This window comes from Novosphingobium olei, assembly GCF_012927405.1.
GTDB classification, from domain to species: domain Bacteria; phylum Pseudomonadota; class Alphaproteobacteria; order Sphingomonadales; family Sphingomonadaceae; genus Novosphingobium; species Novosphingobium olei.
The window spans coordinates 131,829-145,449 of sequence record NZ_JABBGM010000002.1 but is presented as its reverse complement, the minus strand read 5'-3'; the positions used below and the strand labels follow the sequence as shown (position 1 = coordinate 145,449).

Here is a 13,621-nt window from a genome sequence, read left to right as displayed (position 1 = left end):
GCGTCAGAGCCCGAAGGCGCGCAGGCGGCCATAGGCGGCGCGCACATGCTGCGGAGCTGCGCCGCCCTCGGCGATACCGAACGTTTCGCGCAAGGTATCGGCCATCGTGGCAGAAGCGAGGGCCGTGCCCGTGGGCAGGGCGGCGGCGACGGCGTGATATTCGCGCGCCACGTCCCCGCCCCAGGTCGGCGCTTCGGCGCCCGTGCGGGTAAGTGGAACCGGCAGGTAGTCGAGCGTCGGCGTCGGGCGGTAGGCGGCATCGCCATAGGCAAGAGTGCCGGCCCCCGGCAAAGTGCTGCCGACACCGGGCATCGCCGCCTCCAGCCGTCCGCGCACCAGGTCCATTACTTCGCCCACGCTGCGCGCACCGCCTGCGCCAAAGAATATCGCGCGGTTGGCTCCGGCAGCCTTGGGCAGGATCGCGGCGGCGGATTGTGAGGGGTCGGAATCGAGCGCGGAAAGGAAGCGCACCGCGCCTTCCGAGCCGAGGAAGTGCGCCATGTAGAGTTCGGCGCTGTCCGGCTCGCGGCCAAGATTTGCGCCGAGGTAGGCGCGATTGTCGTTGGCCAGTTCGCCGGCCATGAGCGCGGCAACTTGCGGATCGGAGCGCAGCGCCATCAATTGCGAACGGACCTGCGGATCGCGGACGGCGCCGCTCTGGATCGCGTCGGATGCCCAGCCCATGCCATGGTCGGCGCCGTGACTGCCCAAGGTGCGAAGCCAGGTCGCATCGGTGAATTGGTATAGGCCACTGGCGCTGGAGGTTCGTGCCTGCGCCGAGGGATCGAGGCCGGATTCAAGCTTGGCCTGGGCAAGCAGATAACTGAAATCTACGCCCGTGGCTTCGGCGGCGCGCGCGATCGCGGCGTGGACTTCGCCGGACCTTCCCGCGCCCGGCAGTGACTGGACTGAACTCACGCACTTCCCTTTCCATCGCGCCCTGCGGGGCACACGAAAGGGGATCAGCAAGGGCCGTGCCAAACTGTGGCCCTTGCCGGAATGCGGCTTGCGCTCAGCGCGCGCTACCGATCCGCGCGGGCGCGGCATGGGCGCGATACAGCGCGGGCTGACCCGTCATGGCATCAAGCCGCTGCGCCACGTTCGCCGCAATAAGGTTGCGGACGCGGCGGTTTGCCTCGTTCAGGCGCCGCGCAGCATCAAGCAATCCGCGGCATTCCTCGTCGACCATCGCCATGGCTGCGGTGTCGAGACGCCCGCAGAGCGCGTTCTTGCCCACCGCGCAGCCCATGATCGCATCGACGTCCAGGCCTGCAAGCGCGTGCCTTTCGTCTTCGAGCACGGCAAGCATCTGCCGCAACGTGTCGCGAAGCTCCACGGGGTCCACAATGGGTTCGCGGGCAATCTCGTGCGCGGCAAGCGACATGGCCATTACTGCGGGCTCCTCAACAACATTCCGGCGGCAATCATCGCGTCGGCGATCCTGGTGGGGATGACCGGGTAGCGGCCTTCGTCGATGGCCTTGCGGATCGTGGCGACCCGCTCGGAATCGATCGGTGCGGCACCGCCCTTGACGGCATCGCTGGTTTCGATCTTCGGCGCGGCGCTTGCAGGCGTCGAAGTCTTGGTCGTCTCTACCTGACCGGTGTCGGCACAGATGGTTTTCACCTGAACCGCGCCAACCGGGCGCGACGGTCCGATTTCAATGGGTGGCATGGTCCCGCTCCTCGGCGTTGTTACATTGCAGAGAACGACGTTGCGGGGCCCGTTTTAAGCCGGAGCGGCGATTTTTTGCCGACCGGCGGCAAAAGCCTTATTCTACAGGCAGTTCGACAAGGCCGGGGCGCACGATCTTGGCCCGCATCGAGTCCGCCTTGGCACTCGTGCGAACACGTATCCAGGCACCCACCGGCCCTGCGTCGAGCGCTTCTCCCGGTTGCGACACGGAAAAGCCGTCCCCCGTGGCGGCAATGGTCACGGCATCGCCCTTGGCCACCGCGGGGCCTGCATCGGATTGTGCCTGGCCCGTCACGGCCACGAAGATCCGCCAACCTCGCGGATCGGGACACTGCACCACCACGCTGTCATGCGTGGCGCTCCGCCAGCTCAGGGCGAACGGAGCGGAACACGGCAGCAGCCGCAGCCGGCGATCGACCGGCAATTGCGCGCCGCCCGGCACACCAATCGGCAAACCGGTAAATTCGGACACGGCCCGGTCGATCGCCACGGGATCGACGAAACCCGCAGCCGTTGCCGGTGCGGCCAGCAGCAGGCCGGCGAGCGGGGCGACAAGGGTCAGGGTGCGGCGGCTGAACATGAATTGTCTCGGCAAGCTGTTGATCTTGCGATGAGTGTAGCAATTTTCGTGCCACAGGCTCGCAGCCATCATCGCGTCGCCGGATCGGCATCGTAGCCCAACGTGACGGTGGCCCCTGCCCCGTCGCGCCCGCTCGGCTCGACCACGACCCGGGCATGGGGCTCGAGCGGGCCAAGCTGGGCGACAAGCCGTTGAGCGTGGTCCAGTGCACGCCGCGCATCGCCGGTTTCGCGCACCAGCACCGTCGCCCGCAGCCGTGGATCGGCGCCTTCCTGCGTTATCCATTGCGCAAGGGCTGGCATCCCGGGCGCTTCACGCCACACGCCGACCGGCTCCCCTTGCGGCGATGCGGTCATCACCTTTGGGGCGGGCGGAGGAAGCGGCGGCTTTGCGGCAGGCGCCGCCGCAGGATCGGACAGCGCAGAGGCCGTCACCATGAACAGGATCAGCGACAGGTCCGCAAGGATGGTCTGCCAGGTAAGCGACGGGCGCAAGGGTCAGGCTGCCTCGTCCACGATGCCGGTTTCGCCGGGCAAGGGCGCATCGGCAGACGCCGCAGCGGGCCCCGCCACGGCTGGAGCCGTTGACGCCGCCGGCTCGCCACGCGTTCTGGCCGGAGCGCGCGTGGCGGCGACTTGCGTCGGCAGGGCGGGCGCAAGTTGCCAGGAAAGCCAGTCGATCACCTCCTGCCGTGCCGCTTCTTCTGCTTCGGCCTGGCGCTCAACGGCGCGGGCCAGCGGGGCGAACACGATGTTGGCGATCAGCACGCCATAAAGCGTGGTCAGCACGGCAAGCGAGATGGCACCGGACAGCGCCGCTCTGGCCACGCCTTCGGCGGGCAGCTGGCTCAATGAAACGAGCGTTCCGGCAAGGCCGAACACGGGGCCGAGATCGGCTGCCTGAAACAAAGTCCGCGCCGCAGCGGTTGCCGCGGTGCGCCTTCGCTGGCGGTGCTGCTCATGGCGCTCGATCAGGGCCTCGATCGATCGGGAACGGATCAGGGCGTCGGTCGCCTCATCGAAGGCGGCATCGCCAACATGGCGGAAGCGTGCACGCAGCACGCCGTCCTGACGGATCTGGGCGACCTGCCCTGCAAGGTCCGCCCGCACCTTGTCGGCATGGAACGTCGGGCGCGCCAGCCGGCCGAGGGCGACGAGCGTCGTGCGGCAATCACCGATCCCGCAGCGCAGGACCGTGGCGAGCAGGGTGCCGCCGCCGACAACCAGCGCGGCGGACGTATTGAAAAGATGGGCAAGCTCCATGGCGCGCTCGTTCCTCCTCCCCAACGAGAACGGCACGGCGGAAGACAAATTCAGGTCCCGCCCTGATTTTGCCGGAGGCGGCAACGCTTTGCCGGAAGCACACGATGCCAGGACCTCGCTGCGCAGACTGCAAAGCGCGGATCGGCGCCCATTGCCGCAAGTTTCGCCGCAATTGGCACGCCCTTTGCTGAATGATCGGCACGAATACTCTCACCCCGCACCAAGGGCCCTCATACGATGAGCGATACCTTATTCGGAATTCACGGCGCGGCGCTGGAACTGCGCTCGCAACGCATGGGCCAGCTCGCCTCGAACATCGCCAATGCCGGCACCCCGGGCTACAAGGCCAAGGACATCGACTTTGCCACGGCCCTTGCCGCCCGCACCAGCGGCGCCAGCGAGGACAAGGCGATCAGCACGGCAACGCGCTATCGCGTGCCGGTCATGCCCAGCCTCGATGGCAACACCGTCGAAATGGCCACCGAACAGACCGCCTTTGCCGAAAACGCGGTCGGCTATTCCGCCACGCTCAGCTTCATCAAGGGCCGGGTGGAAACGATCACCCGCGCGATCAAGGGCGATTGATCGTGGCCGGCCCCGTCAATCGCAACCCCATGACGCTGTTCGATGTCGCCGGTCGGGCGATGTCGGCGCAGCTGGTCCGGATGAACGCCGCCGCGTCGAACCTGGCCAATGCCGGGACGGTCGCCGCCAGCGAACAGGAAGCCTACCGCCCGTTGCGCGCGGTGTTTGCACAGCAGCTCGATGGCGCGACCGGTCTTTCGACGGTCAAGGTCGATGGCGTCTACCGCTCCGATGCCACGCCCATCCGCGAGCACAACCCCGATCACCCGCTGGCCGATGCCAACGGTGATGTCTGGTCCGCTCCGGTCGATGAAAACGCCGAGATGGTCGAGATGCTCGAAAGCAGCCGCCAGTACCAGAACGTGGTCGAGGCGATGCAGACCGCCAAGCAGCTGATGCTCGAAACGATGAGGATGAAGTGATGACCACATCTGTCACCAACACCGCCGCCACTGCGACTACCGCGACGGCAACCACGACCTCGAAGAAATCGGGCTGGGACTCGCTCGGGGCGGGGGACTTCCTGAAGCTGCTGACCGCGCAGCTGCAGAACCAGGATCCGACCCAGCCGACCGACAACATCCAGATGGTGACCCAGCTGGCCCAGTTCTCCTCGCTGTCGAACAGCACGTCGATGGCCGAAACGCTCAAGACGATCTCGGACCAGCTCGCGACGCTCAACAGCAAGTTCGCCTGAAGCCCCTCGCCGCCATCAGAACAAGGAACGATCGATGTCCTTCTACACCTCTCTTAACGGCCTCAAGAACGCGCAGACAGACCTGAACGTCATCAGCCACAACATCGCCAACGCAGAAACTGTGGGCTTCAAGCGCAGCCGTACCGAATTCGCCGACATCGTGGCCGGCAGCGCCTTCACCAATCCCAAGCAGATCCAGGGCATCGGCGCGACGCTTACTTCCATCACCCAGAACTTTGCCCAGGGTGCCGTCCAGCAGACGGGGTCGGCGCTCGACCTGATGGTCAACGGAGACGGCTTCTTCACGACCAAGTCGTCTATCACCGGCAACACCTACTACACCCGCAACGGCGCGTTCTCTCTCGATGGGAATGGCCTGGTTCAGGACGGCTCGGACAACGTGCTGCAGGTCTTCCCAACCGATGCCGCAGGCAACGTTACGGGCACCACGCCGACCGATTGCGTCGTCGCTTCGACAAACACGGCCGGCGCGGAGTTCGCGGGTCTGACCGTGCTCGAGAATGGCAACGTAACCGCCTCCTACGCCGATGGCAGCAATACCGTGGTCGGCAAGATCGCGGTCGCCTCGTTCATCGCGCCGACCGGGCTCAAGCAGGTCGGCTCGTCGAACTGGGTCTCGACCGGCATTTCCGGCACGGCGACGTACGGCCAGCCGGGCGCGGGGCAGTACGGGGACATCCTGTCGGGTGCACTGGAACGCTCGAACGTCGACATTGCCGAGGAACTGGTCGGCCTGATCACGGCGCAGCGCGATTTCCAGGCGAATGCCAAGGCGATCGATACCGCCAGCCAGATCTCGCAGACCGTGATCAACCTGCGCACCTGACGCCTGAGGACCCGCTTCGATGGATCGCCTGATCTACACCGCCTATTCCGGCATGAGCGGCTCCATGGTCCGTCAGCGGGTCATTGCCAGCAACATGGCCAATGCCCAGACCACCGGCTTCCGCGCCGAAATGCTCAATGCCTTGCCCGTCACGCTGAAGGGCCCCAGCCTCGAAGCGCGCGCCATGACCGAAGGCGAAGTGCGTGGCGCCAGCATGAAGCAGGGCACGATCGTCGAGACGGGCAACCCGCTCGACATCGCGCTCGAAGGCAAGGTGATGCTGAGCGTGCAGGCCGAAGACGGCAGCGAAGCTTACACCCGGCGGGGCGATCTCTCGATCGATCCGACCGGCCTGCTGGTCAACGGCGACGGACGCCCCGTCGTCGGTGACAGCGGGCCGGTGACGGTGCCGCTGGGATCGAAGGTGTCGATCGGCCCCGACGGATCGGTGCTCGTGGCCGACCCCGCAACGCCCGACACGCCGCCCCAGCAGGTTGCCCTCCTGAAGCTGGCGAGCTTCGAGGGCTCCCAGATCGAGAAGGGACTCGACGGGCTGTTCCGCGTGGTCGGCGGCGGCGTGCTGCCGGCTGACGAGGAAGCAAAAGTCCACACCGGCGCCCTCGAACAATCCAACGTCGATCCCACCGCCATTCTTGTCGAGATGGTCGAGGCACAGCGCCTCTTCGACATGCGCACCAAGCTGATCGCGACCGCCAAGGAAGTCGACGAGAACAGCGCCACCCTGATGCGCCTTACCTGACGGAGACCTGATCCATGCCTTCATCCGCCCTCCACGTCGCCCGTACCGGTCTGGAAGCCCAGGACACGCGCATGCGCGTGATCGCGAACAACCTCGCCAACGTCGGCACGACCGGATTCAAGCGCGACCGCGCAAACTTCGCGACGCTCGCCTACCAGGACGCCCGCGTTGCCGGGCAGCAGTCCTCCGGCGAAACCGCCTATGCCACCGGGCTCAACCTTGGCACTGGCGTCGGCATTCAGGGCACGTCGCGCATCGACAGCCAGGGTTCGCTGCAATCGACCAGCAATGCGCTCGATCTGGCGCTCGACGGCGACGGATACTTCCAGGTCGCTCTGCCCGGCGGGCAGCTGGCCTACACCCGCGCCGGCAACTTCTCGCGCTCGTCCGAAGGGCAACTGGTCACGTCGCAAGGTTATGTCGTGCAGCCGCCGATCACCGTGCCGGAAGGTGCGAGCGCGATCACGATCGCCCCAGACGGCACTGTCTCGGCCACGGTGGCGGGTTCGGGCACACCGACCCAGCTCGGCCAGATCACGATTGCCAGCTTCACCAATCCTTCGGGCCTGCAGAACAAGGGCGACAACTTCCTGCTCGAAACCGCGGCCAGCGGCGCGGCGCAGGTCGGCATCGCCGGACAGGATGGACGCGGCCAGATCCGCCAGGGCTACCTCGAGGCATCGAACGTCAACGTGGTCGAAGAACTGGTCGACATGATCGAATGCCAGCGCGCCTACGAGATCAACTCGAAGATGATCTCGGCCGTGGACGAGATGCTCAAGAACGCGAACCAGACGCTGTGACGATGTTCAGGGCGCCGTTCGACACCGCATTCGACGATGTATTTGTCCCCCGCCGGGCGCGCCGTCTTCCGCGCCCGGCAACCCTCTTTCTTGCGGCCGTGGCGCTCGCAGGCGGGCTGTGGCTCGCACCCCCGGCGCACGCCAAGGGAAAGCCGGCGCCAGGCTTCGAGCCTGCCCTGCCCCCCTCGCCCACGGCGCCGCAGGGCAACGGCGCGATCTTCAACGTGGCGGCCGGATATGCCGGCCTCGTCGAAGGGCGCCGCGCCCACGCCGTCGGAGATCCGCTGACGATCGTGCTGGTAGAGCAATTGACCACGTCGAAATCGGCAGGATCGAAGACCCAGCGCAGCGGCGATTTCAACATCGTGCCGCCGACCGCAGGCCCACTGTCCTTCCTCAACCCCAACGCCCTTAAAGCCTCGGGCGGATCGTCGTTCAACGGACAGGGCAACGCGACCCAGACCAGCTCGCTGGGAGGTTCGGTTTCGGTGACCATTGCCGAAGTCCGCGCCAACGGGACCGCGCTCGTGAAGGGGGAAAAGCGCTTGCTGCTGAGTCAGGGCAACGAATGGGTCCAGTTCTCCGGAATCGTCCGCCTGGGCGATATCGACGGAGACAACTCGATCCCCTCCAGCCGCGTCGCCGACGCCCGCATCGAATATGCCGGAAACGGCGCCGTTACCCGCGCCAGCCGCGAAGGCTGGCTGTCCAAGTTCTTCAACGCAATCAGCCCGTTCTGACGTCGGGGAAGCCAAGATCATGCGCCGCCTGTTCTATCTCGTCCTTGCCCTGATGACCTTGGCCACGCCGCTTGCTGCGCCGGTCGCCCATGCCGAACGGGTGCGCGATCTGGGCGCGTTTCAGGGCGTGCGCACCAACCAGCTGACGGGCTATGGCGTGGTCGTGGGCCTGCCCGGCACGGGCGACGACAATCTCGATTACCTGACCCAGGCGATGCGCGGCGTTTCCGGCCGCCTTGGTGTGCAGCTGCCGCCCGGCGTCTCGCCCGGCCTCAAGAACGCGGCCGCCGTGCTGATTACCGCGGATCTTCCGGCCTTTGCCAAGCCGGGGCAGCGCATCGACGTTACCGTCAGCACCATCGGCAAGGCGAAGTCCCTGCGCGGCGGTGCGCTGATCCTGGCACCGCTTTATGGCGCCGATGGCCAGATCTACGCGATGGCGCAGGGCAACCTGGCCGTCGGAGGCCTGGGCATTACCGCCAAGGACGGATCGCAGCTGACCGTCAACGTGCCCACCGTGGGCCGCATCGCCGATGGTGCAAGCGTCGAACGCGCGGTCGCGACCGGTTTCGATACGGGCGAGATCCTGCGCTGGAACCTGTTCCAGGCCGATTTCCTGACCGCCGCGCGCGTGCGCGATGCCATCAACACGCGCTATCCGGGCACTGCGGCTGTCGAAGACGGCGTTACGCTCGCACTCCGCCTGCCCGATGGCGCAGACCGCCGCGCCAGCACGATGGCCGCGATCGAGATGCTGCAAGTCTCGCCGGCCGAAGCGGCCGCCAAGGTAATCGTCAACAGCCGCACCGGCACCGTTGTGATCAACAGCGCCGTCCGCTTGAGCCCCGCTGCGATCAGCCACGGCAAGCTGGTAGTCAAGATCGACGAAAAGCCCCAAGTTTCGCAGCCTGGGCCGTTCTCGCGCGGGCAGACTGCCGTCACGCCCAACAGCCAGATCAGCGTCTCCGAACAGGAAGCGCATGTGGCGATGTTCAAGCCCGGTGCCTCGCTTTCGTCGCTGGTCGATGCGCTCAACAAGCTTGGCACCAGCCCGTCGGATCTCGTCGCCATTCTCGAGGCGCTCAAGGAAGCGGGCTCGCTCAAGGCGGAGATGGAAATCCTGTGAGCGTGCTCCTTCCCTCCACCGTCACCGACACGACGGCCACCGCGCAGGATGCGAAGACGGCCGAGCGGCTCAAGCTGCGCCAGGCCGCCGAAGGCTTCGAGGCGATGTTCGTTCGCCAGATCCTCTCGGCCGCCCGTCAGGGCAGCTTCGGTGGGGAAAACGACCTCTTCGGGGGGAATCCCGTAGGCGGGAATGACGATACCTTCACCCAGATGCGCGATGAAAGGTTTGCCGAGATTGCTGCCCACAGCGGTGCTTTCGGACTAGCCCGCCAGATCGAGGCCCAGCTCGCACGCGGGCTCGAGATGAGCAACGCAGCCGCCACCAGCGCGGCCGCAACATCGACCACCGGCTCCACCGCCGCCACACCGCCAGCCACGGAGGGCTGAAGCCATGTCTTCCGACCTGCTCTCGATCGGCCGCAGCGGCGCCAAGGCAGCGCGCATCGCGCTCGATGTCACCGCGCAGAACATCGCCAACGCATCGACCGACGGCTATGTGCGGCGCAGCGCTTCGCTGTCCGAAGTTGCCTCGACCGGCTATTTCGGCACGTCGCGCGATGTTTCGCTTTCGGGCGTGCGGGTCAGCCAGATCCAGCGCAATGCAGACGCCTTCCGCCAGTCCGAAGTGCGGCGCACCGGCGCCGATACCGCGCGGGCCGATGCCGAAGTCAGCGGCCTGCAGAACATCGAAGCGGCGATCGAACAATCGAACGCCTACAGCTCGGTGACCGATTTCATGAGCGCGCTGCAGCAGCTCAAGCAGAACCCCACCGACACATCGCTGCGCGCCTCGGTTCTCGAATCCGCGCGCAACATGACCGGCACCTTCCAGATCGCCTCCCAGGAACTCGATGCCGTGGGCAACGGCCTTCAGTTCACCGCGAACCAGGGGGTGACCGAGGTGAACCGCATGGCTGCCGAGCTCGCGCGCACCAACCTGCGCCTGACCCGCGCCGCCGATGCGAGCAGCGACCAGACGACCCTGCTCGACCAGCGCGACAACCTTCTCCAGCAGATCAGCCAGTACGGCGATGTCGCGACGACCTTCGCAACCGATGGCAGCGTCCAGGTCCGCCTCGGCGGGTCGGGCGGCGCCCTGCTCGTCGATGGCGGCACGGCAACGACGTTGACCGCAACTACGGCAAGCAACGGCACGATGAGCTTCGCGCTCGGCTCGGCCGCCGTTACCCTGTCGGGCGGTTCGCTCGCCGGCCAGCAGCAGGCGCTGTCCAAGCTCGCACAAATCCACGGCGATCTTGACACGCTCGCCGGCAAGATCGTGACCACCGTCAACACCGCCAACGCAGCCGGCAGCGACCTTGATGGCAATCCCGGGGCAGCGATCTTCTCGGGCACCACTGCTGCTAGCTTCACGCTGGTCGCCGCGAACGGGCGCAAGATCGCCACTGCTGCATCGGGTGCAGCGGCCGGCAGCCGGGACACCACCAATCTCGATTCACTCCAGAGTGCGCTCAACGCCGATGATCCCGCCGTGGCGATGGATGACATCATCTTCGACATCTCCGCCACGGTGAACGGCCGCAAGATCACGCGCGATGCGCTCAAGACCATTTCGGATTCCGCCAAGACCGCGCTTGCCGCGCAGTCGGGCGTCGATCTGGACACCGAAGCCGTGAACCTCGTGCGCTACCAGCAGGCATTCCAGGCTTCGGGCCGGGTGATGCAGGTCGCGACGACGTTGTTCGATACCCTGCTCAACATCCGGTAAGGCCCGCCATGACGATCTTCGCCACCAGCACCAGCGCCTTCTTCGACCGGGGCGCACTCGACCTCACCTCACTGCGTTCGCAAGCCGAACAGCTGCAGAGCCAGATCGGATCGGGCCAGAAGCTGACCGCATCGTCCGACGATCCGCTGGCCGCTTCGCGCCTTCGGATGCTCGCGCGCAACGATGCGATCGCCAAGATTGATACTGCGGCGGCCAACCGGGCGACCGCCGATCTCAACCTCGTCGATTCCGCGCTCAACGAATTCGCCAGCTTCGTGACGCGGGCCAAGGAACTGGCGACCCAGGCGGCAACCGGAACGCTGACCGACAGCCAGCGCAAGTCGATCGCCACCGAACTTGGCCAGATCCACGGCAACCTGGTGGCACTGGCAAATTCGCGCGACAGCGCGGGCAACGCGCTTTTCGGCGGCGATACAGCCGGCAATGCCTACCAGCTCGATAGCGCGGGCAACGCCAGCTATATTGGCAGCGGCAGCGCTGGCGAGCTTTCGCTGGGCGATGGGCAATCGGTGGCGCGCAGCTTCACTGGCCCCGAATTCCTTGAATTCCAGTCGGGCGGCACGTCCAAGGATCTGCTCGCCACGATCAAGGGCCTTGCCGATACGCTGACCACGGGCGGGACCGGCGCTGCCAGTGCTGCCAACGCCGCGTTGACAACGCTCGGCGATGGGCTTGACTCTATTACCACCACGCAGACCGTGCTCGGCGCACGGCTTTCGTGGATCGACCTCAACACCCAGCGCCAGCAGGTGATGGGAGAGGCCCGCTCCGAAGAGCAATCGACGCTCGGCACGACCGACCTGACCGAGGCGCTGACCCGCCTCAGCGAGCTGTCGACCGTGCTTCAGGCAAGCCAGGCGAGCTTCACCAAGCTTGCCAGCCTGTCGCTCTTCGACCTTCTCAAGTAATCGACCCAGAGGGCTTGCCCGGACATGTACGCAGGCATCGGCATCGTTGTTCTTCTGGCGATGGTCTTCGGCGGCTTCGCCATCACCGGCGGCGCGCTCGGCCCGGTGATGGAAGCGATTCCGCACGAAATGCTGATCATCGGCGGCGCCGCGCTCGGCGCCACCATCACTGGCAACTCGCTCCATGAACTCAAAGGCATCGGCGCCGGCTTCGGCAAGGTGTTCAAGGGTCCCAAGCACAACAAGCAGGATCACATAGACGCAATCGTCCTGTGCACGAAGTTGATGAAGATCCTCCGCTCCGACGGCCCCGTCGCCCTGGAAAGTCACGTTACCGATCCCAAGAATTCGCCGATTTTCGCCGAATACCCCCGCCTGCTTGGCAACCACGCGCTCACCGCGCTGATCTGCGATACGCTGACGTTGATCGTGGTGTCGTCGGGCACGCTCGAAGTGCACGCGGTCGAGGACGTGATGGACCACGCGATGAAGACGCACTTCCACGAAGAAAGCGAAGCGCAGCACGCGCTGCAGGGCCTCGCCGACGCGCTGCCCGCGCTGGGGATCGTGGCCGCGGTGCTCGGCGTGGTGAAGACCATGGGTTCGATCGACAAGCCGCCTTCGATCCTGGGCGCGATGATCGGTTCGGCGCTAGTCGGCACATTCATGGGCGTTCTGCTCGCCTATGGCATGGTCGCACCGCTGGCGGGCCGGCTCAAGCAGGTGCTCGATCAGGACGAGATGATCTTCCAGGCCGTCAAGCAAGTCATCATCGCGAGCCTTCATGGCTGGCCGCAGCCACTCGTCGTCGAAAGCGCGCGATCGGGTCTCGGCCATGCCTTCCGCCCCGGGCTTTCCGAACTGCTCGACGCGCTGCGCGGTCGCTAAGAAGGACGGCTCGCGATGGCAAAGGCACCCAAGGGCAAGGCTGAACCGCCCAAGCCGATCATCGTCAAGAAGATCACCGTGGTTGCCGGCGGCCACCACGGCGGCGCCTGGAAAGTCGCCTATGCCGACTTCGTGACCGCGATGATGGCCTTCTTCCTGCTGATGTGGCTGCTCGGTGCAACGACCGAAAAGCAGCGCAAGGGCATCGCCGATTACTTCACGCCCACTCTGGTCAAGATGAAGGAAGGCAGCGCCGGCTCCTATGGCCTGCTCGGCGGATCTTCGCTGACCGATGCCGACAGCTATCAGCATCGCGCCGGCCAGACCGGCACCAAGAGCCTGACCATCCCGCGCGATGCCAGCGGCGGCGCCAAGGACGGCGGGTCGAAGGTCAAGCGCACGGCCGCGCTCGAACAGAAGCTGCAGCAGAAGCTCGCCGCGAACGAGAAGTTGCGCAAACTTTCGCGCCAGGTGCGCATGACCATGACGCCGGAAGGCATCCGCCTTGACCTCGTGGACGATGCAAAGTTCTCGATGTTCCAGCTGGGCACCACCATCCTTACGCCCGACGCGCTGGAGTTGGTCACCGCGATCGGTCAGGTGCTGTCCACCGACGTGTCAGGGCTCACCGTGCGCGGCCATACCGACTCGTTGCAATGGAAGCCTGGAGACGCGGCGAACAACTGGTCGCTTTCCGCCGGCCGCGCTGAAGCGACACGTCAGGCGCTGATGCGCAGTGGTATCGCCGAATCCCGCTTCCACCGCATCGAGGGCGTTGCCGACAAGGAGCCCCTGGTTCAGGACAACCCGGCAGATCCGCGCAACCGCCGCATGTCGATCCTGCTGCTCAACTGATCCTGCAGCGACTGGGGCCATCGCCCGCGATCTCTCGCGCTCGCTTGCAATCGTACGGCGGTGGCTACAGCAAATTCAGCGCCCTGCGGAAACACCGTGAACTTTGCAGGCCGCAGTGCTGCG

The 13,621-nt window shown here is 65.9% G+C and carries 19 protein-coding genes; 13 read left to right on the top strand and 6 right to left on the bottom strand.

The window, feature by feature from the left end; all coding sequences use genetic code 11:
• Positions 1-3: 3 nt before the first annotated feature.
• The 6 genes from HHL27_RS04710 to HHL27_RS04685 form a co-directional block, all read right to left on the bottom strand.
• A complete protein-coding gene (locus tag HHL27_RS04710) occupies positions 4-918 on the bottom strand; it encodes a lysozyme family protein (protein WP_338114820.1) in 915 nt (304 codons plus the stop codon).
• Positions 919-1,012: 94 nt separating this feature from the next.
• The gene (locus HHL27_RS04705) at positions 1,013-1,390 is read right to left on the bottom strand and encodes a flagellar protein FlgN (RefSeq protein WP_169492239.1); all 378 of its coding nucleotides are present in this window, start codon (positions 1,388-1,390) and stop codon (positions 1,013-1,015) included.
• Positions 1,390-1,674: a flagellar biosynthesis anti-sigma factor FlgM gene (flgM, locus tag HHL27_RS04700; RefSeq protein WP_169492238.1), complete on the bottom strand. Its 285-nt coding sequence runs from the start codon at positions 1,672-1,674 to the stop codon at positions 1,390-1,392. Before flgM ends, HHL27_RS04705 begins: the two co-directional genes overlap by 1 nt.
• A gap of 97 nt (positions 1,675-1,771) precedes the next feature.
• Positions 1,772-2,275, bottom strand: a complete 504-nt coding sequence (locus HHL27_RS04695) for a flagella basal body P-ring formation protein FlgA (RefSeq protein WP_169492785.1) — start codon at positions 2,273-2,275, stop codon at positions 1,772-1,774.
• 68 nt (positions 2,276-2,343) lie between these two features.
• Positions 2,344-2,769, bottom strand: a complete 426-nt coding sequence (locus tag HHL27_RS04690) for a hypothetical protein (protein WP_169492237.1) — start codon at positions 2,767-2,769, stop codon at positions 2,344-2,346.
• Between the two features lie 3 nt (positions 2,770-2,772).
• Positions 2,773-3,537 (bottom strand): MotA/TolQ/ExbB proton channel family protein, encoded by a 765-nt coding sequence (locus HHL27_RS04685; RefSeq protein WP_169492236.1) that lies wholly within the window; start codon positions 3,535-3,537, stop codon positions 2,773-2,775.
• Positions 3,538-3,774: 237 nt separating this feature from the next.
• Between HHL27_RS04685 and flgB the strand changes: the two genes are divergently transcribed.
• Genes flgB through HHL27_RS04620 form a run of 13 tightly spaced genes read left to right on the top strand, consistent with a single transcriptional unit; the run spans position 3,775 to position 13,498 of the window.
• Positions 3,775-4,122, top strand: coding sequence for a flagellar basal body rod protein FlgB (gene flgB / locus HHL27_RS04680; RefSeq protein ID WP_169492235.1), 348 nt, complete (start codon positions 3,775-3,777; stop codon positions 4,120-4,122).
• A gap of 29 nt (positions 4,123-4,151) precedes the next feature.
• The gene (flgC, locus tag HHL27_RS04675; RefSeq protein WP_169492784.1) at positions 4,152-4,544 is read left to right on the top strand and encodes a flagellar basal body rod protein FlgC; all 393 of its coding nucleotides are present in this window, start codon (positions 4,152-4,154) and stop codon (positions 4,542-4,544) included.
• On the top strand, positions 4,544-4,819 hold the full coding sequence (locus HHL27_RS04670; RefSeq protein WP_169492234.1) for a flagellar hook assembly protein FlgD: 276 nt from the start codon (positions 4,544-4,546) through the stop codon (positions 4,817-4,819). Before flgC ends, HHL27_RS04670 begins: the two co-directional genes overlap by 1 nt.
• A 34-nt stretch (positions 4,820-4,853) precedes the next feature.
• A complete protein-coding gene (locus HHL27_RS04665) occupies positions 4,854-5,666 on the top strand; it encodes a flagellar hook-basal body complex protein (RefSeq protein WP_169492233.1) in 813 nt (270 codons plus the stop codon).
• 19 nt (positions 5,667-5,685) lie between these two features.
• Complete coding sequence (locus tag HHL27_RS04660; RefSeq protein WP_169492232.1) at positions 5,686-6,426, top strand: flagellar basal body rod protein FlgF; 741 nt, start codon at positions 5,686-5,688, stop codon at positions 6,424-6,426.
• Positions 6,427-6,440: 14 nt separating this feature from the next.
• Entirely contained in the window at positions 6,441-7,229 is a 789-nt protein-coding gene (gene flgG, locus HHL27_RS04655; RefSeq protein WP_169492231.1) for a flagellar basal-body rod protein FlgG, read from the top strand.
• Between the two features lie 2 nt (positions 7,230-7,231).
• The gene (locus HHL27_RS04650; RefSeq protein WP_169492783.1) at positions 7,232-7,969 is read left to right on the top strand and encodes a flagellar basal body L-ring protein FlgH; all 738 of its coding nucleotides are present in this window, start codon (positions 7,232-7,234) and stop codon (positions 7,967-7,969) included.
• A gap of 19 nt (positions 7,970-7,988) precedes the next feature.
• Complete coding sequence (locus HHL27_RS04645; protein ID WP_169492230.1) at positions 7,989-9,095, top strand: flagellar basal body P-ring protein FlgI; 1,107 nt, start codon at positions 7,989-7,991, stop codon at positions 9,093-9,095.
• Complete coding sequence (locus tag HHL27_RS04640; protein ID WP_169492229.1) at positions 9,092-9,484, top strand: rod-binding protein; 393 nt, start codon at positions 9,092-9,094, stop codon at positions 9,482-9,484. Before HHL27_RS04645 ends, HHL27_RS04640 begins: the two co-directional genes overlap by 4 nt.
• Before the next feature lie 4 nt (positions 9,485-9,488).
• Positions 9,489-10,826 carry a flagellar hook-associated protein FlgK gene (gene flgK, locus HHL27_RS04635; RefSeq protein ID WP_169492228.1) on the top strand — a complete coding sequence of 446 codons (1,338 nt, stop codon included), beginning with the start codon at positions 9,489-9,491 and terminating at the stop codon, positions 10,824-10,826.
• Positions 10,827-10,834: 8 nt separating this feature from the next.
• Positions 10,835-11,755 carry a flagellin N-terminal helical domain-containing protein gene (locus tag HHL27_RS04630; protein WP_169492227.1) on the top strand — a complete coding sequence of 307 codons (921 nt, stop codon included), beginning with the start codon at positions 10,835-10,837 and terminating at the stop codon, positions 11,753-11,755.
• Positions 11,756-11,779: 24 nt separating this feature from the next.
• Positions 11,780-12,643, top strand: coding sequence for a flagellar motor stator protein MotA (gene motA, locus HHL27_RS04625; RefSeq protein WP_169492226.1), 864 nt, complete (start codon positions 11,780-11,782; stop codon positions 12,641-12,643).
• A 15-nt stretch (positions 12,644-12,658) separates the two neighbouring features.
• Entirely contained in the window at positions 12,659-13,498 is an 840-nt protein-coding gene (locus HHL27_RS04620; protein ID WP_169492225.1) for a flagellar motor protein MotB, read from the top strand.
• Positions 13,499-13,621 lie beyond the last annotated feature (123 nt).